Genomic DNA, 22,260 nt, shown 5'->3' on the forward strand with positions numbered 1-22,260 from the left:
TATGGCTACGAAACACCAAAACAACGCCTATTCGGCGGCTGAGGGTTGTCGCACTTGGTGGTTGAATTCACCCCCCACCCTAGAAGCCTGCAAATGCCAGCACAAGATAGCAGGCGACCCCCAGGGGCAAGCAGAGTCGTATGCGACGCACGTAGCGCACAGCAGCGCATGAAGTGAGCTGACGTGCCCTTGAACTGAAGGCCACCTTCACTACCTCGGCGCCGACGTTTGGATTGGCTGCACGAGGGAAGCCGGTGTAGAAAAAGTCCAAGGCTCCGCGAACACTGACCCACTCCGGCCTTTCAGCAGCGATGACGCCGTGCAACCGAAAGAGAGCATGCAAGTACACGAGCGTGCAAAGGACGCCGATGAGCGCTACTGCGGAGATCACGAGTTGCGGCATGTGGGGCCTAACGCCTGAGTTAAGCCGACTTGCGTAGCGGAGCCGACAACATGGCAAGCTTTTCCTGCCATGTTGTTGGTGGAGCGAAGCAAGTTCGGCTTGAACGAATTGTTAGGTGGCACCCGACTCACAAGCGCCCCCAGACTTGCCGAAGCCCGACGAGATGGACAACGCCGAAAGATAGGCAGATGGCCGAGCTCCAGAACCAGAATGTAGCGCTGTTGCCGGGGAAGTACGCCATGAGCGGAGTAAAGGCCACTCCGCGTAGCAAGTAGACGCCAGTGATAGCGCACAGCGCCAAGCGAGTAAGCGGCAGCTTGCGGATGACGCCCGCGCCAGACAAGGCGTAGAGAGACCAAACCAGCAAGATGGACGTAATGACCAATGATGCGACAGGGGGATACCAATGTCCGGCCAGGTCCATCTGTGCCATCTGCTCGCCGGCACCGAGAAAGCGGTACCAAGGCGCACCGAACACAATGCACCCAACGTGTAGCAGGGCAGCAATGGCACTGAGCACCGCGCCAGCGATGAGGAATTTGTTGCGAGTCCTATCCATAGTCTCCAGTGCCGCCTAACGCCTGAGTTAAGCCGACTTGCGTAGTGGAGCCAAAGCCATGGCAAGCTTTTTCTGCCATGGCTTTGGTGTAACGAAGCAAGTTCGGCTTGAACGAATTGTTAGGCCTTAGCCAGAGACTCCAAATAGTCATGCACCGCCTCAACGAACCTCTGTCTCGCTTCAGTGAACGTCTCCGTGGCTTCGTTCGTGAAGACGCCGTTCTCATCAACGTTTTCTGGCATACGCGCTGCTGCGCGACATAGCTCGTAGCACGCGACTGAGGTGGCCGTGTTGCCCACAAGGGCGGCAGCCGAATATCTCTCGTGCAGTAGGGTTCCAGCCTCGGCGAGAGCGAGCCCGCTGTTAGCCGGCTGCTGGTCATTGGCCATTGCATAGTGATGAGCAATAGCTAGCAGCCCAGAAAAGGCAGCTTTCGCTTCTGCCGCATAGATTTTCGCCCGTTCGGCGGTGAACTGCGCATTACGATCCTCGATTGCTGCCTGGCGAGCAGTTGTTGTGAGACTGCGCTGATGGTCGCGATCTTGGACCTGTACATGGCGAGCCCAGAGCGCGCTCACTACCGCGGTAAGAAGAGGGCCGCCGATCGCCCAGATTTTCAGAAACATGTCCACGATGCCCCCATAAGGCCTAACTCTTAATAGATCCCGAAATTGCGGTGCTATCCGCTTTATCGGACACAAAGACCGCAATATCGAGGTGATAAGTGATAACACGACAGCTCCGCGTGTTATCCCCCCCAGGGCCGCCCCAGCGCCAGCTTCACCGCCTTCACCCCAGGCATCGCCTTCAACATCCCCACCAGCTCGGCATCCACCCTTACCGAATGGCTGCCATTCAAATCCAGCATCCCCGCGGCCCCCGCCTTGATCAGGTCAACGCGGATCGGCGTCGAACCGGGCCGATGCTTCGCCAGCAACTCGTCGACCCTGCTCCAAATCCCCGGCACGCGCAAATCCAGCCTTAGCGACAATCGCTTGGCGTGCTGCGCGCAGATCTGCCCGTAATCCCAGCAGCGCTGCGCTTTCAGTGCGAATCCACCGCTGAATGCGTCCTCGCGCAGACCGCCTTGGATCACCAGCAGGCGGTCGCGGGTCAGCAGGCTGGCGAACTCGCTGTAGGTCTCGGAGAAGAAGGCGCATTCCAGGCGGCCGCGGCCGTCCTCGATCTGCACGAACATCTGCGCGTCGCCTTTCTTGCGGATGGCGACGACCTGGCCGGCGACGACGGTTTCCAGTTCCGGGCGCCAGCCGCTGCGGGCGGACTCGGGGCGGTTCTCCCATATCTTCTCGAGGTCGCCGAGATGATGGCCAGTCAGGCCGTGGAGTTCTTCGCGGTAGGGGTCGAACGGGTGGCCGCTGAGGTAGTGGCCGAGGGTTTCGCGTTCGCCGTTGAGCAGTTGGGCGAGCGGGAACTCGTCGGTTTCCTTCAGTTCCAGCCGCAGTGCGGGGGCGCTGTCGCCGCCACCGCCGAACAGGCTGACCTGTCCGGCTTCGCGTTCGCGGGCGATCTGCTCGGTGGCGCGCACCACTTCGGGCAGTTGCAGCATCAGGCTGGCGCGATTGCGGCCGAGCTTGTCGAGGGCGCCGGCGTGGGTCAGCGCTTCCAGTGCGCGGCGGTTGAGCTTGCCGCTGTCGACGCGCTTGCAGAAGTCCAGCAGGTCATTGAACGGGCCGGCGCGGCGGGCTTCGACGATCGCTTCGCAGGCGCCGCGGCCGACGCCCTTCACCGCGCCTAGGCCGTAACGGATGGTGCCGCGGCTCGCTTGCGAGCCGTCGAGCGACATGCCCTCGGTCGCTTCGAACATGTACGCCGATGCGTCCACGTCCGGCGGCAGCACGGTCAGGCCCATCACCCGGCACTCGTCCAGGAACCCGGTGACCTTGTCGGTGTTGTCCATGTCCGACGACAGCACCGCGGCCATGAACTCGGCCGGGTAGTGCACCTTCAGCCAGGCGGTCTGGTAGGCGACCAGTGCGTAGGCGGCCGAGTGCGACTTGTTGAAGCCGTACTCGGCGAACTTCTCCATCAAATCGAAGATCGGGCTGGCGATCTTTGCGGGGATGCCGCGTTCGGCGCAGCCGCTCTCGAACTTGGCGCGCTCCTTGGCCATCTCTTCGGCTTTCTTCTTGCCCATCGCGCGCCGCAGCAGGTCGGCGCCGCCCAGCGAGTAGCCGGCCAGGACCTGGGCGATCTGCATCACCTGTTCCTGGTAGACGATGACGCCGTAGGTCGGCGCCAGCACCGGTTCAAGCGACGGGTGCGGGTAGCTGACCTCGGCGCGGCCGTGCTTGCGGTCGACCCAGTCCTTGTCCATGCCGGAGCCGAGCGGGCCGGGGCGGAACAGGGCGGCGAGGGCGATGATGTCCTCGAAGGTGTCGGGCTGGGCGCGCTTGAGCAGCTCGCGCATGCCGCGCGATTCGAACTGGAAGACGGCGACGCCTTCGCCGCGGGCGAACAGCTCGTAGGTGGCCTTGTCGTCCAGCGGCAGGGTGGTGATGTCGAGCGCGTCTTCGCCGGCCTTGGCGCGGCGGACGTTGATGGCCTTCACCGCCCAGTCGATGATCGTCAGCGTGCGCAGGCCCAGGAAGTCGAACTTGACCAGGCCGACGGCTTCGACGTCGTCCTTGTCGAACTGGGTGACGGGGCTCTTGCCGCGGCCTTCGCCGTCGTGTTCGGCGAACAGCGGGCAGAAGTCGCTCAGCTGACTGGGCGCGATGACCACGCCGCCGGCGTGCTTGCCGGCGTTGCGGGTGAGGTCTTCGAGGCTGCGGGCGAGGTCGAGCAGGTCGCGGACATCGTCCTCGCGGTGGTAACGCTCGATCAGGTCGGTCGAGGCCAGCGCGGGGTTCTTCTGCGACGCCTCGCTTTCACCCAGTGCGTCGTCGAGGCTGATGCCGAGCGTCAGCGGGATCAGCTTGGCGATGCCGTCGACGAAGCCGTACGGGTGGCCGAGCACGCGGCCGCAATCGCGCACCACGGCCTTGGCTGCCATCGTGCCGTAGGTGATGATCTGGCTGACCCGGTCGCGGCCGTACTTGCGCGCGACGTAGTCGATCACCTCGTCGCGGCGGTCCATGCAGAAGTCGATGTCGAAGTCGGGCATCGACACGCGCTCGGGGTTGAGGAAGCGCTCGAACAGCAGGTCGTACGGCAGCGGGTCGAGGTCGGTGATGCCCAGCGCCCACGCCACCAGCGAGCCGGCACCGGAACCGCGGCCGGGGCCGACCGGGATGCCCTGTTCCTTGCCCCAGTTGATGAAGTCCGCGACGATCAGGAAGTAGCCGGGGAAGCCCATCTTGATGATGACGTCGAGCTCGGTTTCCAGCCGCGCGTCGTAGACCTCGCGGCTCTTGCCCTCGGCCAGCGGCGCGGTTTCCAGCCGCTTGGCCAGGCCTTCGCGCGAGGCGTTGCGCAGCCAGCTTTCGATGGTGTGTTCGCTCGGCACCGGGAACGCCGGCAGCGCGTATTCGCCGAGCTTCATCTCGACGTTGCAGCGCATCGCCAGCGCGAGGGTGTTGTCGATCGCGTCGGGCACGTCGGCGAACAGCTCCGCCATCTGCTCGGACGACTTGAGGTACTGCTCGGCGCTGTAGTCCTTCGGGCGCTTGGGGTCGTCGAGCACGCGGCCGGTGGAGATGCAGACGCGCGCCTCGTGCGCCTCGAAGCCGTCGAAGTCGAGGAAGCGGGCGTCGTTGCTGGCGATCACCGGCAGCCCGCGCTTGCTGGAGGCGTGCAGGGCGAAGGTGTTGAACGCGTCCTCGTCGGGCCGGCCGGTGCGGGTCAGTTCCAGGTGCAGGCGGTCGCCGAAGCTGCCCTGCCAGTCGGCCAGCCAGGCTTCGGCCAGTTCGGGGCGGCTGCCGGTCGCGAGCCGGCCGGCGAGGCTCTGACGCCCGGCCAGTGCGAACAGGCCGGCGTTGTCCTCGCGCAGCCACTCGGGCCGCAGCGCGACGCCGTCGGTGCGGTGGCCTTCCATCCACATCCGGCTGAGCAGGCGTGACAGGGTCAGGTAGCCGTCGCGGTCGCGGCACAGCAGGGTCATCCGCGAGGGCGTTTCGTTGCCGTCGGCCAGCTCGATGTCGGCGCCGATGATCGGCTTGATGCCAGCGGACTCGGCCTTGCGGTAGAACTTGACCGTGGCGAACAGGTTGTTGACGTCGGTCAGTGCGACCGCGGGCTGGTCAAGGGCCACGCAGCGTTTGACCAGCTCGCCGATCCGGATGGTGGAGTCGACGAGCGAGAATTCGCTGTGCAGGTGCAGGTGGATGAAACGCGCTGACATTCGTGCTGTTGCCGGGCCTCACAGGGCAACGGCCAGAGTATCAGCCCGGGTCGGGCGGACAAGGCTTGACAGTCGCCTGGCGCAGGGCCGCGGCGCGACGGCCGGGTCGTCGGGCTAGTTGACCCGGAACCCCCGCGCCCCACCCGCGGGGACATAGGTGCTGGTGGCGACCCGCCGGCAATGCGCGATCCACTCGGCTTCGGCCTGCCGGGCGGCGACCCAGTCGGCACGGGTGAAGCCGAAGTGCAGCCGGCGTTCGTTGCGCAGCTCGGCCTCGATCCGGCGCAACCGGCAGAAATCCAGGTAGTCGCGGACTTCGGTCGCGGCCTGCGGCCAGGCGGTTTCGACCATGACTGCGTCGTCGAGCCGGCCAACCACGGGCAGCGCGTTCGGGATCACGCCGACGCTGCCGCGGATGTAGTCGACCACCAGCCGGGCGGCGAACGCGGGCGACGGCCGCGCGTCCCATTCCGGGTCGTGGAACATCAGGTCGATCGCACCGGCGCGCCGCATGCGCTGGCGGATGCACGGCGGGGCGATGCCTTCGACACGTTCGTCGACGCTCCGGTCGACATGCCGATCGACCAGCTCGCGTGCCGCGCTGGCGACCTGGTCGCGGTCGAGCGCGACGTGGTCGAGGTCGATCTGCGCGAGCAGGTCGTTGAAGTGCCGGAGGATGCCGGGGTCGATGTCGTGCTGGCCGATGCGGTGGCGGCGGCCGCTGCCGTTGAGGCCGGGGCGTGCCAGGGCTTCGGGGAGCGGGGCGATGGCGGCGAGTGGAATGTTCATGGGGTTGCCTCGGCGTGCGGACCGTCCATGGATGGAAGGACCGGGTCAGCCGACCCGGAACAGCAGCGGCGGGTCGCCGGAATGCGCGTACTGGCTGTCGTTGACGCGCGCGTGGTGCTGCCACAGCGCGATCTCGGCCAGGCGGTCGCGGACCCATGCGTGGCGTTGCGACTCGCCGCTGCCGACGGGGTGCTCGTCGTCGCGGTAGGTGCAGAAGTCGCGGTACTCCTCGGCTTCGGCCGAGAACGCCGGCCAGGCCAGTTCGATCAGCAGCACGTCGTCGAGCAGGCCGAGCATCGGCTCGTGGTCGGCGATCAGGTCGTCGTCGCGGTCGACGTAGTCCAGCAACTTGAGCACGCGTGCGCGGATCGCGTCGCTGGTGTCCCAGTCGGAGTCATCGAGCATCGCGCGCAGGCCTTCGAGCCGGCGCAGGCGGCGGTCGAGGACGTCGTGGGCGCGCGTGGCCGGCAACGACAGCAGCCAGCTCATCAGGTGCTGCAGGCGGTCGGGGTCGACGCGCGCGGCGTCGGGGTGGATTTCATGCAGCAGCGCGTCGAAACGGGCGATGGCTTCGCCCTTCAACTTCACGCTGGCACGGGTTTGGGCGTTGTCGCCGGGCTGGCCGTCGCGGCTGAAGTCGTCGTTGGCACCGCGGACGAAATACGGCAGCGGGTCGGCAGTCGGCGTGGGCATTGACATGCGCATGGCACACCTCGCTGTGTCGGCCGCGATGGCGGGGACGCGCGTCGGCCGGCGGGGCACGCGACCCTCCAGTCCTTTGGAAAACATCCCTGCAGGAATCATTGGATGCGACTCCATGCTGCTCCGTTGAAACACGCTTGTCCCTGTTCCCAAAGTGGGGGTGACAACGGGCCTATGCCTGCGTGGGGCCCGGTCCGACGGGCTCTGCCCGGGGCGACGACGATGTTTCCGAAACCGCCGCTGAATCGTCGCCACCGTGGGCATGCCTGTTCATCGTTCAATGCACCTGGAACCGCGATCCCGGGGCCGGCAGGTAGGACTGTTCGCGCACCGCGCGCTGGTGCGCGGCCAACGCGGCCTCGGCGCGGAAGGCCTGTTGCGACTGCTCGCGGGTGAAGTCGAAGTCGCCGGTCGCGCAACCACGCAGGCGGGCCTCGATGCGGCGCAGGCGGCGGTAGCCCAGGTACTCGTCGACTTCGACCGAAAGCAGCGGCCAGGCGGTCTCGATGACGATGGCGTCGTCCAGCCGGCCGACCCTGGGCAACTGGTCGGGGATCAGGTCGTTGCCGGCGCGGACATAGTCGACCACGCGCGACGCGACGGTTCGGGCGTCGTTGTCGGCATCCCACGCGAGGTCGCCGACCATCAGGGCGGCGGCCGCGGCACGGCGCATCTGGAAACCGATGATCGGCGCGATCCCGGTGCTGCAGTCGCACAATTCACGCGCGGCGGTGGCCAGCTGGTCGCAGTCGTACGGCGCCTGGCTGCGGCCGAGCGAGACCAGGAACGTATTGAAGCGGTCGACCTCCATCGGCGCGAGGCGGAAACCGCCGACGTGGCTGCGGCGCCGGCGCTGGATGGGCCGGGTGGCCGGGATGACGGGCTGCTGCAGGACGGTCGGCAACGGGCGGGCGGTGGCGAGGATGGCGTTCATGGCGGTTTTCTCCGGGGAGGTGAGCGGCGGGGATTCGTCGCAGGGCCAGATTCCGCCGCGGCCGCGGATGAGTCATGATGTCCGGGGGAGTCTTTCGCCACCTTTGACGCAGGTTGGCGAGGTCTTCATGAGGTTTTGCCGATGGATCCGAGAGGAGTCACGGGAGAACACCCGTCGCCGGGCGTGTGCTACCGCTTTGGCGGGATCGTCGTGGACACGGCGGCGCATACGCTGGTCCGCGATGGCCAGCCGCAGCCGATCGAGCCGAAGGCGTTCGCAGTGCTGCTGGTATTGCTGCAGCACGCCGGTGAACTGGTCGGCCGCGACCAGCTGCTCGACACGGTCTGGGGCCATCGCCATGTCACCCCCGGGGTGCTGACCCGGGCGATCGCCCAGCTGCGCGCCGCGCTCGACGACCATCCGCACGAACCCCGGTTCATCCAGACCCAGCATGCGCTGGGGTACCGGTTCATCGGCGGGCTCGAGGGGCTGCCCGCGGAACCGGAGCCCGACGCCGTGGTGGCCGGGGTGGCGCCGCAACCGCCCGTCGTCGTGCCCGCCGCGCTGCCGTCGGTCGCAGCGCCCATTGCGACGCTGCCGGCGGAGAACGACGATCGGCAACCCGCGCTGCGATCGCGATCAAGATCGAAATCCCGTTGGCGGCTGGGATCCCCCCGGGCCTGGCTCGTCGCCACCGTGGTGCTGGCTGTCGGGCTTCTGGGACTGGCATGGTTCGACCACCGCGCGGCGCCCCCGGGCCCGGGCGAAGCCTCGATCGCGGTGTTGCCGTTCACCAGCCTCAGCGACAACGCCGACGACCGCTATTTCGCCGAAGGCCTGGCGGTGGAGATGCACGATGCGCTGGCCGGTGTCCCCGGCCTCAAGGTGGCCTCCGCGGGTAGCCGGCCGTCGCAGGGCCAAACCGGAAGCCCCGACCTGAAGGCACTGGGCCAGCAGCTCGGGGTGGCGACCGTGCTCGATGCCAGCGTCCGGCGCGAGGGCAGCCGGTTGCGCGTGAATGCGCGCCTGTCCGACACCGCCACCGGTTTCACGTTGTGGAGTGAGAGCTACGACCGCGAGGCCAACGACGTGTTTGCCGTCCAGCGCGAAATCGCCAGCGAAGTGGTCCAGGCGTTGCCGGGCGTGCTGCCGCCACCGCCGCGCGTACTGGCGCGGCTGGCCCCGACCCGGGACCTGGGCGCGTACGAGGCCTACCTGAAAGGCCAGCGGCAACTCCGGTCGGTCGGTGAGGAGGACTACCTCGACAAGGCGATCGGCTTCTTCGGCCAGGCCCTCGCCGTCGATGCCGGGTTCGCCCGCGCGCAGGCCGGCATATGTCGCGCCGAGATCATCCGGTTCGAGGGCGCGCGCGATGCCCCGGCCTTTGAACGGGCGCAGGACGCCTGCAAGCAGGCCGCCGGCATGGACCCGCACCTGCGCGAGGTCAGCCTGGCGCTGGGCGAGATGCATCGTGCGCGCGGCGAGTACGCGCAGGCCAACGAGCAATACACCCTCGCGCTCGACGACCTCGGCCTGCGTCCGTCCGCCTATGTCGGGCTGGCGCGGGTGCAGAGCGAGCAGGGCAACAACGAGCTCGCGCTGGAATACTTCGACCTCGCCCGCCAGTTGCGGCCCGGCGACGCACTGGTCTACCGCGAGCTGGGCTACCACCAGTACCTCAATGGCAGCCCCGCCGACGCGATCGAGTCGTTCCGCACTGCAACCAGCCTGCAGCCCGACGATCCGAGCCTGTGGAGCAGCCTGGGTGGCCTGTATCTGGTGGAAGGCGACAACGTGCGCGCCGCCGATGCTTTCCAGCGGTCGCTGGCGATCAAGCCAGGCTATGAGGCATTGAGCAACCTGGGCACGCTTCGATACGCCCAGGGTGCGTACGCCGATGCCGCCGGCCTGTACCGGCGCGCTGCCGCGCTCGACCCGACCGACTACCGCATCTGGGGCAACATCGGCGATGCGCTGGCCGCCGATCCGGCTACCAAGGCGCAGGCACGCGAACCGTACGCGCGCGCTGCACGGATGGCCCGGGACTATCTGGCGGTCAAGTCCGAGGACGCGCAGGCACAGGCGCTGCTCGGGTTCTACCTGGCCAGCCTGGGCGATGCCGCGGGCGCGCGGGAGCACATCGCCCGGGCCGAGGCGCTGGCGACCGAGCGCGGCGAGGTCGCGTTCCTCGCCGCGCAGGCACTGGCGCTGCTTGGCGACAAGGCCGGCGCGCGCCAGCGGCTGGCGACGGCACGCGACGAAAAGGTCGCGGCGGACCGGATCCAGGCGGCGCCGGCCCTGGGGCCACTGCTCGACAGTCCCGCCGCGGCGCAGCCGGGCGACGACGCACGGTAGGACCCGGTAAACCAGGCCTGCATCCCGCAGGCGTCACAGGGAGCATCCCCATGCACATGAAATTGGCAGCGTTGGCCGGCGTCTTCATGCTGGCTGGATGTGGTACGTCAGGACCCACGCGCGACGACGGGCCGACGCCCGATGCCGATGGCGTGCCATGCGCCGATTCCGCGGGAGCGCCGTCCGTATACATCGACGTGGGCGCGCCGCCCCCGGTCTGCGAGGTGGATCCGGACACGGCGGTCACCTGGCGCGGAGCACCCGGCGCGGACGGGTTCCAGATACGGTTCACCAGCGCTGCCAGCCCGGCCGGGCCGCGCGCGGCCCGGTCGCTGAACTCGACGTCGAGGGGTGGCCGCCAGAAAATCGTGCTGACCGCCCGCAATGCCAGCGGCACCTACAACTACGAAATCCTGACCGCCACCGGCGGCGTCGACCCCGCCATCATCATCCGGGCGCGCTGACGGCCGACGCGGCGCGCACCGGAGCGAAACTGCGGCGGTGGTGCGGGCACGGACCGTGGGCGGTGAGCGCGGACAGGTGCGCGGGGGTCGAGTAGCCCTTGTGGTCGGCGAACCCGTACTGCGGCCATTGCTCGTGCAGCGCGACCATCATGCGGTCGCGGCTGACCTTGGCGAGGATCGATGCGGCCATGATCGCGCGGTCGCGGGCATCGCCGCCGATCCACGCCTCGGCCGGGCAGGGCAGGCCGTGCGGCAGGGCGTTGCCGTCGATGCGCGCCAGTTCGGCGACGTGCAGCACGCCCTCGACGGCGCGGCGCATGCCGAGCATCGTCGCCTGGAAGATGTTGATGCGGTCGATCTCCTCGACCTCCACCGCGACCACGTGCCAGGCCAGTGCGCGCTCGACGATGCGCTCGTACAGGGTTTCGCGGCGTCGTGCGTTGAGCTGCTTGGAGTCGTTGAGGCCGTTGACCGGGGTGCGGCCAGGACCGAACACGACCGCGGCGACCACCACCGGCCCGGCCAGCGGGCCACGGCCGGCTTCGTCGACGCCGGCGATGCGTTGCGCGCCGCGGGCGACCGCGAGGTCGAGGGTGAACTGGCCGTCAGCGCCCGGCATCGTTCGAGGCCACCGGTTCGGGCACGGGTTCGACCATGGGCTCGACGACCAGATCGACCACGGCGTCGGCCGCCTGCGTCGAGGCGTCGCAGCGCAGTTGCCGGTGCAGGGCGAGGAACCGCGGTTGCAGTGCGGCCACCGCGGCCGGGTCGCGCAGCCAGCGCAGGATTTCGCGGGCCAGGTTGTCAGGGGTGCAATCGTGCTGCATCAGCTCCGGCACCACGCATTCGCCGGCCAGCACGTTGGGCAAGGCGTAGTGGTCGACCTTGAGCATGCCCAGGCCCTTGACCATGCGATAGGTCAATGGCGCGACCTTGTAACCGACCACCATCGGCCGCTTGGCCAGCATCGCCTCCAGCGTCGCGGTACCGGACGCCAGCAAGATCACGTCGCTGGCGATCATCAGGGTGCGCGCCTGGCCGCTGATCTCGCGCAGTGCTGGTGCCAGGGCGTCGCGGTCCGGGTGCGCGGCGAGCACGCGTTTGAAGGCTTCGTGGGCCTGCGGGTTGGCCATCGGCACGACGATCCGGAGGTCGGGCTGTTCGGCCAGCACGCGTGCGGCGGCGGCAAGGAAGTCGGCACCGAGCCGTTCGATCTCGCCGACCCGGGAGCCGGGGAGCAGCGCAAGCAGCGGCGGTAGCGGGTCGATGCCGAGGGCCGCGCGGGCGTTGCCGCGGTCGGGCTGCAACGGCATCTCGTCAGCCAGCGGATGACCGACGAAGCGCGCATCGACACCGTGCCGGGCGTAGATCTCCGGCTCCATCGGGAACAGGCACAGCACCCGGTCGGCGCTGAGGCCGATCTTCTCGGCGCGTTTCTCGCGCCACGCCCAGACCGAGGGGCTGACGTAGTGCACGGTGCGTATGCCGCGCTGCTTCAGCCATTTTTCGACGCCGAGGTTGAAGTCGGGCGCGTCGATGCCGATGAACACGTCGGGTTGCCAGTCGAGCACCCGCTGGCGCAACTCGCGGCGCAGCTTGAGCAGGCGCGGCAGGTGGCGCAGCACTTCGGCCAGACCCATGACTGCCAGTTCGGAGGCATCGTGCCAGGTCTCCATGCCTGCCTCGCGCATCGCCTCGCCGCCGATACCGACGATCTCGGCCGCCGGCCAGCGCTGGCGCAACTGCTCGATCAGGCCGGCACCGAGCAGGTCGCCGGACGCTTCGCCCGCGACCAGCACGATGCGCTTGGCGCGGGTCGGGACGGGGTCGTCGAAAATGTCCAAGGGGCGGGCACGCGGGGGAACGGGGGCGGAGTGATTCTAGGGCATGCCCACACCCGGTTGCTTATGCCCGCATCGGGTGGGCTTTATGTAGGAGCGGCTTCAGCCGCGATCCGGAGTCGGCATGGGCGAACGATTGCCCGATCGCGGCTGAAGCCGCTCCTACAAAGGCACGAGGGACGGAAACCGCGCGGATTCCAACTAGATAAGCCGAAGTGGGACGCCGCGGCCTAGCGCAGCAGCGGACGTTCGGAGGCCTCGATGAACTCCAGCAGCGCGCGCACATCGTCGCTGTCGCCGGCCAGTTCGGCCAGTTTGGCCCGCGCTTCGTCGAGCGAACTTCCGGCCACGTACAGCGTCCGGTAGGCGCGCTTGATCGCGCTGATCCGTTCGGCATCGAAGCCGCGGCGCTTGAGCCCTTCGCTGTTGATCCCGCGGGGGCGGCCGTAGCCTTCCTGGGCGACCATCACGAACGGCGGCACGTCGCCGTTGACGAACGCGCCCATGCCGATGAACGCATGCGCGCCGATCCGGCAGAACTGGTGGATGCCGACGAAGCCGCTGAGGATCACGTGGTCGCCGATCCCGACGTGGCCGGCCAGCGTCGCGTTGTTGGAGAACACGCAGTGGTCGCCGACGCTGCAGTCGTGGGCGATGTGGGTGTAGGCCAGCAGCCAGTTGTCGTCGCCGATGCGGGTGCAGCCGCCGCCGGCGCCGGTGCCGCGGTTGATGGTGACGAACTCGCGGATGGTGTTGCGGTCGCCGATTACCAGTTCGACGCGCTCGCCGCCGTACTTCTTGTCCTGCGGGTCGCCGCCGATCGCGGCATGGCCGTGGATCCGGTTGTCGCTACCGATCCGGGTCGGGCCGTGGATGCTGCAATGCGGGCCGACCGAGGTGCCGTCACCGATCTCGACGTCGGCGCCGACGTAACTGAAAGCCCCCACCCGCACGCCGTCGCCAAGCCGGGCGCCCGGCTCGACCACCGCGCTGGGATGGATGAGGGGCGCGCTCATGCCTCCGGCTTGACCTCGGCGCAGAGGATGTCGGCGCAGGCGGCCTGCTCGCCGTCGACCCGGGCGACGCCTTCGTACAGCGCCATGTTGCGGATGGTGCGCTTGAGGGTCACTTCGAGGTCGAGGCGGTCGCCGGGCACCACCATCCGGGAGAACTTCGCGTTGTCGATCTTGACCAGGTAGAACAGCTTGGCCTGGGCGGTGTCGCCATCGCGCGACAACTGGGTCAACAATCCGCCGGCCTGGGCCAGCGCCTCGACCACCAGCACGCCCGGCATCACCGGCTGGCCGGGGAAGTGGCCGTTGAAGAAGTTCTCGTTGGCGGTGACGTTCTTGTACGCCAGCACGCGCTTGTTGGGCTCCAGCTCGACCACGCGATCGACCAGCAGGAACGGGTAGCGGTGCGGCAGCAGCGCCTGGATGGTTGGGACGTCGATCGGAAGCTTCACTGTTTCGGGTTTCCCTTGATCTTGCGGGCCAGCTCGTCGAGCTGCTTGAAGCGAGCGGCGTTCTTGCGCCAGCTGCGATTGTCCATCAACCCGGTCCCGGAAGAGTACTCGCCCGGTTCGCGGATCGAACTGCTGACCAGGCTCATCGCGGTGATCACCACGCGGTCGCAGATTTCCAGGTGGCCGAGGATGCCCGCGGCGCCGCCGACCAGGCAGTAGCGGCCGATCTTCGCGCTGCCGGCAACCGCGGCGCAGCCGGCCATCGCGGTGTGCGCGCCGATGCGGACGTTGTGGCCGACCTGGATCTGGTTGTCGAGGCGCACGTCTTCCTCGAGCACGGTGTCCTCGATCGCACCGCGGTCGATGGTGGTGTTGGCGCCGATCTCGCAGTCGTCGCCGATCACCACGCCGCCCAGTTGCGGCACCTTGAGCCAGCGCCCGGCATCCATCGCCAGGCCGAAACCGTCGGCGCCGAGCACCGCGCCGGGGTGGATGCGCACGCGCTGGCCGAGCCGGACCCGCGTGACCAGGGTGACCCGGGCGATCAACTCGCTGCCGGCACCGACCACGCAATCGTCGCCGATGACGCAACCCGGGCCCAGCACCGCGCCGGATTCGATCCGGCTGCGTGCACCGATGCTGGTGAATGCGCCGACATGGGCGTCGTTGGCGACCGTGGCGGACGGATCGATATCGCAGGACGGATGGATGCCCGGAGCCCGGACCGGTTGCGGCTCGAACAGCGCGGACATGCGCGCGAATGCGGCATACGGATCCTTCGCGACCAGCGCCACGCCGGCGAATCCGGTTTCAGGCAACTTCCCGGCATCCTGCTCGCCCATCACGACCACGCTGGCACGGGTATCGGCCAGTTGCGGGCGGTATCGGGGATTGGCCAGGAACGCGAGCTGCCCGGCGCCGGCGCCGGCGAGGGTGCCGACGCCATGGATTTCGACCGAGCCATCGCCGCGGAGGCCGAGCGCGAAGCGTTCGGCCAGGGCGGCTGCGGTGTGCATGTTGGACGGCTGACGCGGCATGACGGCGGACGACGCCGTCAGAACGTGCCGCCGAAGGTGAACTGCAGGCGCTCGAGGCGGTCGCCTTCCTCTTTCTTGAAGGGGTAGGCATAGCTGATCGAGATCGGTCCCATCGGCGAGCGCCACATCAGCGCCAGGCCGGTGGAAGCGCGCAGTTCGCCCGCATCGAAGGCATCGAAGTCCTTGTACACGTTGCCGAAGTCGACGAACGCGGACACGCGCGCGGCGGTGCTGTCGATCAGGCTCGGGAAGAACATCTCCAGCGACCCGACGGTCTTGAACGCGCCGCCGACCGGCTGCAGGTACGGGCTGCCGAGCGCGGCCAGGCGCGGGCCGAGGGTGTTGTCGACGAAGCCGCGCACCGAGCGCACGCCGCCGGCGTAGAAGTTCTCGAAGAACGGCAGGCCGTCGGCGGTGACCGTCTTGACGTAGTCGGGCGAGTCGGTCAGGCACGGCTCGGTGGGCGCCGGGCCGGGCTGGAACACCGGCGGGGTGTCCGGGTCGTTGTCATGGTCGACGCTGCTGCCCGCGGTGAAGCACAGGTTGCGGCTCACCGCGTCGTCGTAGTTGTCGCCGTAGCCGAGCTCGACACGGGTGTTGAGCACCATGTGCCGCGACAGTGGCCAGAACCGCGAATAGTTGTAGTTGAGCTTGAAGTACTCGACCGTCGAGCCGGGCAGGGTCGCTTCCAGCCAGATGCGCTGGTTGGTGCCGCGGGTCGGGGTCAATGCGCTGTTGAGCGTGTTTCGGCCCCAGCCGATCTCGCCGCGCCAGGAGTGGAACGTGCGCTGGCCGATCGCGTCGATGTAGTCGACCAGCGGCTCCGGGGTGCGGCCGTGGAACGCGAAGATCTGGTTGCTGTCGAGGCCCAGCAGCGCGGTGACGCTGTCGGTCTCGGTGATCGGGATGCCCAGCACCATCTGGCCGACGCCGCTGGTGCTGGAGAACTGCGCGGTGTTGAAGTCGGAGTTGTCGAACTCGCTCCAGCGCAGGTTGTAGCCCAGCGACACGCCGTTGTCGGTGAAGTAGGGGTTGAGGAACGAGAAGTCGTAGCGCTGCAGGTAGGCGTTGCGCTGCGCCTGCACGGCGATCCGGTTGCCGGTGCCGAGGAAGTTGTTCTGCGACAGCTGGACCTGCGTGCTCAGGCCCTGCAGCTGCGAGTAGCCCAGGCCGAACACGAAGCTGCCGGCGGCGACCTCGTTGACGGTGTAGATCACGTCGACCTGGTCGTTGGTGCCCGGCACCGGCTTGGTCTCGACGTCGACGGTGTCGAAGTAGCCCAGGCCCTGCAGGCGGATCTTGGAACGGTCGATGGCGGCCTGCGAGTACCAGGTGCCTTCGAACTGGCGCATCTCGCGGCGCAGTACTTCGTCGGCGGTGCGCGAGTTGCCCTTGAACTGCACCTGGCGGACGTTGACGCGCGGACCTGGCAACACCTGCATGTTGATGCCGACGGTCTTGTCCTCGCGGTTCACGTCCGGGATCGGGTTGACCTGGGCGAATGCGTAGCCGACGTTGCCGAGGGTCGCGGTGATCGTGTCGGAACTGATTTCCAGCAGGCGCCGCGAGAAGATCTGGTCGGGCTTGACCAGCACCATCGCCTCCACCTGGTCCTTCGGCAGCACGGTGTCGCCGGTGACCTCGACGCTGGAGATCTTGTACTGCTCGCCTTCGGTGAGGCCGGCGGTGATGAACATGTCCTGCCGGTCGCGACTCATCGACACCTGGGTCGAGTCGATGCTGAAGTCGACATAGCCGCGGTCGAGGTAGTAGTTGTTGAGCTTCTCGAGGTCGCCCGACAGCTTCTCTCGCGAGTACTGGTCGTCCTTGCGGTACCAGCTCAGCCAGTTGTGCTCGCCGGATTCCCAGGTTTCGAGGATCGCCTCCTCCTCGAAGATCTCGTTGCCGACCAGGTTGATGTGGCGGATCTTGGCGGCCTTGCCTTCCTCGATCGCGATCGCGACATCGACGCGGTTGCGGGGCAACGCGGTCACGGTCGGGGTGATCGTGACGTTGTACTTGCCGCGGTTGTTGTACTGCCGGGTCAGTTCCTGGGTGACGCGATCGAGGCTGAGCTGGTTGAAGGTGTTGCCCTCGGCCAGGCCGATGTCGCTGAGGCCCTTGAGCAGGTCCTCGGTCTCCAGGTCCTTGTTGCCGCTCAGGGTCAGGGTGTTGATCGCGGGACGCTCGGTCACGGTCACGACCAGGATGCTGCCCTGGTGGCCGATGTCGATGTCCTCGAAGAAGCCGGTCTGGTACAGCGCCCGGATCGCGTCGCCGACCGCCGACTGGTCGACCGTGTCGCCGCGTTCGATCGGCAGGTAGGTGAAGACGGTACCGGCGGAAATGCGCTGCAGGCCGTCGACGCGGATGTCGCTCACGGTGAACGAGGTGACCGGCGTGGCCGCGGCCGTCTGTGCCAGCGCGGGCAACGTCGGCACCGTGGAAAGCGCCGAGGCGAGGGCGAGGACAAGCAGGCGGCGGTGGAGGGGTCGCGTCATCATCACGTCCGGTTGGGGGTCTTGCGGCACCCGCGGGCGCGGGGTCGGTCGGGGCAGGGCGTCGAGGCAGGGCGGGTGGAGGGCGGGGTTGAACCGTCAGGCATGGCCGACATCAGTGCACCAGGTTGTTGACGATGTCGTTGTAGAACGCCAGGCCCATGAGCCCGATGATCAGGACAAGGCCGACGTACTGCCCGGCGGCCATCGCGCGCTCGCTGACCGGGCTGCCCTTGGCCAGCTCGATAAGGTAATACAGGAGGTGACCGCCGTCCAAGATCGGGATCGGCAGCAGGTTCAGGATGCCCAGGCTCAGCGACAGCAACGCGAGCAGCGACAGGTACCAGGCCGGGCCCTGGTCGGCATAGGCATTGGCGGCGCGGGCGATGGTGATCGGGCCGGCCACGGTGTTCTCTACCGCGACCCGGCCGCTGAATGCGCGTCCGATCATCGCGACCAGTTCGCGGGTCTGGTGGACGGTTTCCCGCAGCGCGGCGGGCACCGCGGCCATCGGGCCGTAGTGCAGTTCGGCATCCATCGCCGGCAACTCCGGCCGTGCCGAGGTGATGCCGATCACCCAGTAGGGTTCACCGTCTTCCGATTCCATCCGGGTCGGCTCCAGTTCGAGCGCCAGCCGGTCGCCGTCGCGTTCGACCTCGACCATGGCCTTGCCGCCACGTTCGCCGAGCCGCTGCACCAAGGGCCCGATGTCGCCCCAGGCGTTGACCTGCCGGCCATCGATCGCGCTGATTCGGTCGCCTTCGGCCAACACGCCCCACGCCGGGGTGTCGGGCGCGACGCGGCCGACCCGTGGCGGCACCAGCAAGTGGCGCGGAGTCAGGCCGATCGCGTCGACCGCGCGGCGCTCGTCGAATTCGGCCGGCAGCCGTGACAGCGCCAGTTCGCGGGTTTCGGTGCTGCCGCTGGCGGTGCGGACCTGCAACGGGATGTCGGCGTGGTCGAGTGCGGCCGGGATAAGTGCCAGTTGCGCCTCGCTCCAGGTCGGGGTGGCGCGGTCGCCGACTTGCAGCAGCCGGTCGCCCGGCTCGAGGCCGGCCTCCGCGGCGATCCCTTCCACGTGCCCCACCACGGGCGCGTAATCGGGGCGTCCGATCACGAACATGCCCCAGAAGAGCATCACGCACAGCAGCAGGTTGGCGACCGGGCCGGCGATGACGATCGCGATGCGCTTCCATACCGATTGGCGATTGAATGCCTGCCCCAGTTCGGCCGGCGCCACGTCGCCCTCGCGCTCGTCGAGCATCTTGACGTAGCCGCCGAGCGGGATCGCGGCGACCACGTACTCGGTGCCGTCCTTTGCGCGGCGCGACCACAATGCCGGGCCGAAGCCGACCGAAAAGCGCAGCACCCGCACCCCGCAGCGCCGCGCGACCCAGTAGTGGCCGAATTCGTGGAAGGTGACCAGCACCCCCAGGCTGACGATCAGCCACCAGAGCGAACCGACGAACTCAGCCATGGTGCGTTCCCGGATTGGAAGCGGAGGAGGTCATTGCTGGCCGTATCCGGCAAGGGCCTGTGTCGCATGCCGTCGCGCTTGCCGGTCGGCGTCGTGCAGCAGCGCCAGCGAGGCGGCGGGGGTGGCGGGCAGTGCGGCGAGGGTGTCCTCGACCACGGCCGGAATGGACAGGAAACCGATCCGGCGCTGAAGAAACGCTGAAACCGCGACTTCGTTGGCGGCGTTGAGCGTGGCCGGCGCGGTGCCACCCGCGTCCAGCGCGTCGAAGGCGAGGCGCAGGCAGGGAAACGCCTCGAGGTCCGGGGGTTCGAAATCGAGCCGGCCGCCCTCGGCCAGCAGGTCGAGCATGCCGACCCCGGAATCGAGTCGCTCGGGCCAGCCCAGGCCCACCGCGAGCGCGGTGCGCATGTCGGGCAGGCCAAGCTGGGCGAGGGTCGAGCCGTCCGCGAACTGGACCAGCGAGTGGACCAGGCTCTGTGGGTGCACCAGCACGCCGATGCGGTGCTCGTCGCCACGGCCGCCGACGCCGAACAGGTGGTGCGCCTCGATGACCTCCAGGCCCTTGTTCATCAGCGTGGCGGAATCGACCGAGATCTTCGGGCCCATCGACCACTTCGGGTGGGCGACGGCCTGTTCGACCGTGACGTCCGCGAGCGATGCACGGCTGCGGCCGCGGAACGGGCCGCCCGAGGCGGTCAGGACGATCCGCGCGACGCCGGCGGGCGCGCGCCGCGACGGATCGCCGGGCTGTTCGCCGAGGCTGCACAGGCACTGGAAGATCGCGTTGTGTTCGCTGTCGATCGGCACGATGGTCGCACCGCCCTCGTGCGCCGCGGCCATCAGCAGTTCGCCGGCCAGCACCAGCGACTCCTTGTTGGCGAGCAACAGGCGCTTGCCGGCGCGCGCTGCAGCGAGGGTCGAGGGCAGGCCGGCCGCGCCGACGATCGCGGCGATCACGGTGTCGCAGGCATCGCCTTCGACCAGCGCCACCAGCGCCTCGTCGCCACAGTGGGCGACGGTATCGAGCCCGGCCTCGCGCAAGCCGTTGCGCAGTCCGGCGAATCCGGCCGGGTCGGCGATAACCGCATGTGCGGGACGGTGTTGGCGGCACAATTCGACCAGCGCATCGACCTGCCGCCCCGCCGCCAGCACGGTGGCCCGCAAGCGGTCCGGGTGGCGGGCGATCACGTCCAGCGCCGAGGCGCCGATCGAGCCGGTGGCGCCCAATACCGCGATCCGTCCCATCGTCAGAAGCCCAGCACGGCCTTGCCGAGCGCAAACGCCGGAAGTGCCGCCAGCACGCCATCCAGGCGGTCCAGGACGCCGCCGTGGCCAGGGATGAGGGCGCCGGAATCCTTGACCCCGGCATGCCGTTTGAGCAGGCTCTCGAACAGGTCGCCGACCACCGAGAACAGCGCCGCCAACAGCGACACCGCAGCGACCGCGGGCAACTGCGCGGTCGTGGCGCCGGCAAACAACGACAGCACCACGCCCACGATCACCGCCAGCAGCATGCCGCCGACCAGCCCTTCGACGGTCTTGTTCGGGCTGACTTTCGGCGCCAGCTTGTGCCGGCCGAAACGGCGGCCACTGAAGTACGCGCCGGTGTCGGCCGCCCACACCACCATCAGGGCGCACAACAGCCAGCGGTGGCCATTGGGCTGGCCAGCGTGGATCCACGCCAGTGCGCACCAGGCCGGGATGGTGGCCAGCGCGCCGGCGCCGAGCTTGAACACCCGCGCATGGGTGTCGTGGTCGCTGGCGAAGCGGTAGCGGCCCAGCCAGGCGAGTGCCAACAGCCACCAGATGACGCCGATGACGGTCATCAGCTCCAGCAGCACGAAGCTGAAACCGCTGGTCGAGCGCGACGCCCAGACCAGCGCGACCATCAACGCCAGGTGCGCCACCAGAAGCACGGTACGCGCCAGCGGGTCGTCGATCTCGGCCAGGTCGAACCACTCCCACAGGCCCAGCATGAACACCACCGCGGCCAGCGCCATCATCCAGTCGGTCGGCAGTAGCAGGATCGCGGCGATCGCGAGCGGGGCCATCACCAACGCGGCGAGCAGGCGGGTTCGGGTCATTCTCGGGTCTCGTCAGTGGCGGCCGGCCCGGACGGGGCATGGGCGAGGCCCTGTGCGCCGGTCAGGCCGAAACGGCGTTCGCGATTGGCATAGTCGTCCAGCGCGCACTGCAGTGTCGCCGCATCGAGCTCGGGCCACAACAGATCGGTGAACCACAACTCGGTGTAGGCCAGCTGCCAGAGCAGGAAGTTGCTGATCCTGAGGTCGCCGCCGGTGCGGATGAAAAGGTCGGGGGCGGGCAGGTCGGCCAGCGCCATCCGTGCGCCCATCGCGGACTCGTCGATTGCATCGATGGCGATGCGGCCGGCGGCCACGTCGGCCGCCAGTGATCGCGCGGCGCGGGCGATGTCCCAGCGTCCACCGTAGCTGGCGGCGACGGCCAGTTGCAGCCGCGTGTTGCCCGCGGTCTGCGCCTCGGCGGCATCCATGCGCCGCATGATGTCGGCGCTGAAGCGCTCGCGCTCGCCGATGAAGCGCACCCGCACGCCGCGGCGGTCGAGTTCGTCGACCTCACGCTCCAGTGCGTTCATGAACAACTTCATCAGCGCGCCGACCTCGTCCTCCGGCCGGCCCCAGTTCTCGCTGGAGAAGGCGAACAGGGTCAGCGCTTCGACGCCCTTGTCGAGACAGAAGTCGATGCACACGTTGACCGCGCGCGCGCCGGCGCGGTGGCCGATCATGCGCGGTCGGCGGCGGCGCTCGGCCCAGCGGCCGTTGCCGTCCATGATGACGGCGAGGTGGCGCGGGATCATCAAACCGCCATCAGTTCCTGTTCCTTGGCCTTGACCACGTCATCGACATTCTTGATGCCCTCGTCGGTCAGCTTCTGGATCTCGGCCTCGCTGCGGCTGGCGTCGTCCTCGGTGATCTCCTTTTCCTTGAGGAGCTCCTTGACCTGACTGTTGGCATCGCGGCGGATGTTGCGGATCGCGATCTTGGCGTTCTCGCCCTCGCCGTGGACATGCTTGGACAGCTCCTTGCGGCGCTCCTCGGTCAGCGCCGGCAGGTTGATCCGGATCACGGTGCCGGCGGTGTTCGGGGTCAGGCCGAGGTCGGAATTGATGATCGCCTTCTCCACCGCGGCGACCATCTGCTTCTCCCACGGGGTGATCGTCAGCGAGCGGGCGTCGTTGACGGCGACGCTGGCGACCTGGGTCAGCGGCATGTCGGAACCGTAGTAGTTGACCTTCAGGTGGTCGACCAGCGCCGTGGAGGCGCGCCCGGTGCGGACCTTGGTCAGGTCGTGGCGAAGCGCCTCGACGCTCTTGGCCATGCGCGTCTGGGCGTCTTTCTTGATCTCGTTGAGCATCGCCGGCTCCGGTCTCGTGCGGTAATCGCGGGAGTATAGCGGA

General features: G+C 68.2%; 18 protein-coding genes. 2 read left to right on the forward strand and 16 right to left on the reverse strand.

Annotation, left to right across the window (positions count from 1 at the left end; all coding sequences use genetic code 11):
* Nucleotides 1–1,081: 1,081 nt before the first annotated feature.
* The 5 genes from ACT9F5_RS00005 to ACT9F5_RS00025 form a co-directional block, all read right to left on the reverse strand.
* Nucleotides 1,082–1,594 carry a hypothetical protein gene (locus ACT9F5_RS00005; RefSeq protein ID WP_445117915.1) on the reverse strand — a complete coding sequence of 171 codons (513 nt, stop codon included), beginning with the start codon at nt 1,592–1,594 and terminating at the stop codon, nt 1,082–1,084.
* Nucleotides 1,595–1,710: 116 nt separating this feature from the next.
* Complete coding sequence (gene dnaE, locus ACT9F5_RS00010; protein ID WP_445117916.1) at nt 1,711–5,262, reverse strand: DNA polymerase III subunit alpha; 3,552 nt, start codon at nt 5,260–5,262, stop codon at nt 1,711–1,713.
* Nucleotides 5,263–5,376: 114 nt separating this feature from the next.
* Nucleotides 5,377–6,051 carry a hypothetical protein gene (locus ACT9F5_RS00015; RefSeq protein WP_445117917.1) on the reverse strand — a complete coding sequence of 225 codons (675 nt, stop codon included), beginning with the start codon at nt 6,049–6,051 and terminating at the stop codon, nt 5,377–5,379.
* A gap of 45 nt (nt 6,052–6,096) precedes the next feature.
* Nucleotides 6,097–6,750 (reverse strand): hypothetical protein, encoded by a 654-nt coding sequence (locus ACT9F5_RS00020; RefSeq protein ID WP_445117918.1) that lies wholly within the window; start codon nt 6,748–6,750, stop codon nt 6,097–6,099.
* 280 nt (nt 6,751–7,030) lie between these two features.
* Entirely contained in the window at nt 7,031–7,687 is a 657-nt protein-coding gene (locus ACT9F5_RS00025; RefSeq protein WP_445117919.1) for a hypothetical protein, read from the reverse strand.
* A 141-nt stretch (nt 7,688–7,828) separates the two neighbouring features.
* Here ACT9F5_RS00025 and ACT9F5_RS00030 point away from each other — a divergent pair, with 141 nt between their 5' ends.
* The gene (locus ACT9F5_RS00030) at nt 7,829–10,042 is read left to right on the forward strand and encodes a tetratricopeptide repeat protein (RefSeq protein WP_445117920.1); all 2,214 of its coding nucleotides are present in this window, start codon (nt 7,829–7,831) and stop codon (nt 10,040–10,042) included.
* Between the two features lie 56 nt (nt 10,043–10,098).
* Complete coding sequence (locus ACT9F5_RS00035; protein WP_445117921.1) at nt 10,099–10,506, forward strand: hypothetical protein; 408 nt, start codon at nt 10,099–10,101, stop codon at nt 10,504–10,506.
* Here the strand turns inward: ACT9F5_RS00035 and ACT9F5_RS00040 are convergent.
* The 11 genes from ACT9F5_RS00040 to frr form a co-directional block, all read right to left on the reverse strand.
* Nucleotides 10,490–11,125: a ribonuclease HII gene (locus ACT9F5_RS00040; RefSeq protein WP_445117922.1), complete on the reverse strand. Its 636-nt coding sequence runs from the start codon at nt 11,123–11,125 to the stop codon at nt 10,490–10,492. The genes ACT9F5_RS00035 and ACT9F5_RS00040 overlap by 17 nt on opposite strands.
* Complete coding sequence (lpxB, locus tag ACT9F5_RS00045; protein ID WP_445117923.1) at nt 11,112–12,350, reverse strand: lipid-A-disaccharide synthase; 1,239 nt, start codon at nt 12,348–12,350, stop codon at nt 11,112–11,114. The genes ACT9F5_RS00040 and lpxB overlap by 14 nt, the downstream gene beginning before the upstream one ends.
* A 227-nt stretch (nt 12,351–12,577) precedes the next feature.
* Nucleotides 12,578–13,363, reverse strand: a complete 786-nt coding sequence (gene lpxA / locus ACT9F5_RS00050) for an acyl-ACP--UDP-N-acetylglucosamine O-acyltransferase (RefSeq protein ID WP_445117924.1) — start codon at nt 13,361–13,363, stop codon at nt 12,578–12,580.
* Nucleotides 13,360–13,812 (reverse strand): 3-hydroxyacyl-ACP dehydratase FabZ, encoded by a 453-nt coding sequence (gene fabZ / locus ACT9F5_RS00055; RefSeq protein WP_445117925.1) that lies wholly within the window; start codon nt 13,810–13,812, stop codon nt 13,360–13,362. The genes lpxA and fabZ overlap by 4 nt, the downstream gene beginning before the upstream one ends.
* The gene (gene lpxD, locus ACT9F5_RS00060) at nt 13,809–14,828 is read right to left on the reverse strand and encodes a UDP-3-O-(3-hydroxymyristoyl)glucosamine N-acyltransferase (RefSeq protein ID WP_445117926.1); all 1,020 of its coding nucleotides are present in this window, start codon (nt 14,826–14,828) and stop codon (nt 13,809–13,811) included. Before lpxD ends, fabZ begins: the two co-directional genes overlap by 4 nt.
* Nucleotides 14,829–14,866: 38 nt before the next feature.
* Nucleotides 14,867–17,350 carry an outer membrane protein assembly factor BamA gene (bamA, locus tag ACT9F5_RS00065; RefSeq protein ID WP_445117927.1) on the reverse strand — a complete coding sequence of 828 codons (2,484 nt, stop codon included), beginning with the start codon at nt 17,348–17,350 and terminating at the stop codon, nt 14,867–14,869.
* Between the two features lie 112 nt (nt 17,351–17,462).
* Nucleotides 17,463–18,824, reverse strand: a complete 1,362-nt coding sequence (rseP, locus tag ACT9F5_RS00070; RefSeq protein WP_445117928.1) for an RIP metalloprotease RseP — start codon at nt 18,822–18,824, stop codon at nt 17,463–17,465.
* Between the two features lie 30 nt (nt 18,825–18,854).
* The gene (gene dxr, locus ACT9F5_RS00075) at nt 18,855–20,069 is read right to left on the reverse strand and encodes a 1-deoxy-D-xylulose-5-phosphate reductoisomerase (protein ID WP_445117929.1); all 1,215 of its coding nucleotides are present in this window, start codon (nt 20,067–20,069) and stop codon (nt 18,855–18,857) included.
* A gap of 2 nt (nt 20,070–20,071) precedes the next feature.
* A complete protein-coding gene (locus ACT9F5_RS00080) occupies nt 20,072–20,908 on the reverse strand; it encodes a phosphatidate cytidylyltransferase (RefSeq protein WP_445117930.1) in 837 nt (278 codons plus the stop codon).
* Nucleotides 20,905–21,660 carry a polyprenyl diphosphate synthase gene (gene uppS / locus ACT9F5_RS00085; RefSeq protein WP_445117931.1) on the reverse strand — a complete coding sequence of 252 codons (756 nt, stop codon included), beginning with the start codon at nt 21,658–21,660 and terminating at the stop codon, nt 20,905–20,907. The genes ACT9F5_RS00080 and uppS overlap by 4 nt, the downstream gene beginning before the upstream one ends.
* Nucleotides 21,660–22,217, reverse strand: a complete 558-nt coding sequence (gene frr, locus ACT9F5_RS00090; protein ID WP_445117932.1) for a ribosome recycling factor — start codon at nt 22,215–22,217, stop codon at nt 21,660–21,662. The genes uppS and frr overlap by 1 nt, the downstream gene beginning before the upstream one ends.
* Between the last annotated feature and the right edge of the window lie 43 nt (nt 22,218–22,260).

It is taken from the genome of Lysobacter sp. F6437 (assembly GCF_052547215.1).

Bases quoted from the DNA above. Each gene is read 5' to 3' on its own strand.
- bamA (WP_445117927.1), bottom strand. From the start codon at position 17,350: ATGACGCGACCCCTCCACCGCCGCCTGCTTGTCCTCGCCCTCGCCTCG.
- ACT9F5_RS00030 (WP_445117920.1), top strand. From the start codon at position 7,829: ATGGATCCGAGAGGAGTCACGGGAGAACACCCGTCGCCGGGCGTGTGC.
- ACT9F5_RS00080 (WP_445117930.1), bottom strand. From the start codon at position 20,908: ATGACCCGAACCCGCCTGCTCGCCGCGTTGGTGATGGCCCCGCTCGCG.
- dnaE (WP_445117916.1), bottom strand. From the start codon at position 5,262: ATGTCAGCGCGTTTCATCCACCTGCACCTGCACAGCGAATTCTCGCTC.
- uppS (WP_445117931.1), bottom strand. From the start codon at position 21,660: ATGATCCCGCGCCACCTCGCCGTCATCATGGACGGCAACGGCCGCTGG.
- lpxD (WP_445117926.1), bottom strand. From the start codon at position 14,828: ATGCACACCGCAGCCGCCCTGGCCGAACGCTTCGCGCTCGGCCTCCGC.
- dxr (WP_445117929.1), bottom strand. From the start codon at position 20,069: ATGGGACGGATCGCGGTATTGGGCGCCACCGGCTCGATCGGCGCCTCG.
- ACT9F5_RS00035 (WP_445117921.1), top strand. From the start codon at position 10,099: ATGAAATTGGCAGCGTTGGCCGGCGTCTTCATGCTGGCTGGATGTGGT.
- frr (WP_445117932.1), bottom strand. From the start codon at position 22,217: ATGCTCAACGAGATCAAGAAAGACGCCCAGACGCGCATGGCCAAGAGC.
- ACT9F5_RS00020 (WP_445117918.1), bottom strand. From the start codon at position 6,750: ATGTCAATGCCCACGCCGACTGCCGACCCGCTGCCGTATTTCGTCCGC.
- rseP (WP_445117928.1), bottom strand. From the start codon at position 18,824: ATGGCTGAGTTCGTCGGTTCGCTCTGGTGGCTGATCGTCAGCCTGGGG.
- lpxA (WP_445117924.1), bottom strand. From the start codon at position 13,363: ATGAGCGCGCCCCTCATCCATCCCAGCGCGGTGGTCGAGCCGGGCGCC.
- ACT9F5_RS00015 (WP_445117917.1), bottom strand. From the start codon at position 6,051: ATGAACATTCCACTCGCCGCCATCGCCCCGCTCCCCGAAGCCCTGGCA.
- ACT9F5_RS00040 (WP_445117922.1), bottom strand. From the start codon at position 11,125: ATGCCGGGCGCTGACGGCCAGTTCACCCTCGACCTCGCGGTCGCCCGC.
- ACT9F5_RS00025 (WP_445117919.1), bottom strand. From the start codon at position 7,687: ATGAACGCCATCCTCGCCACCGCCCGCCCGTTGCCGACCGTCCTGCAG.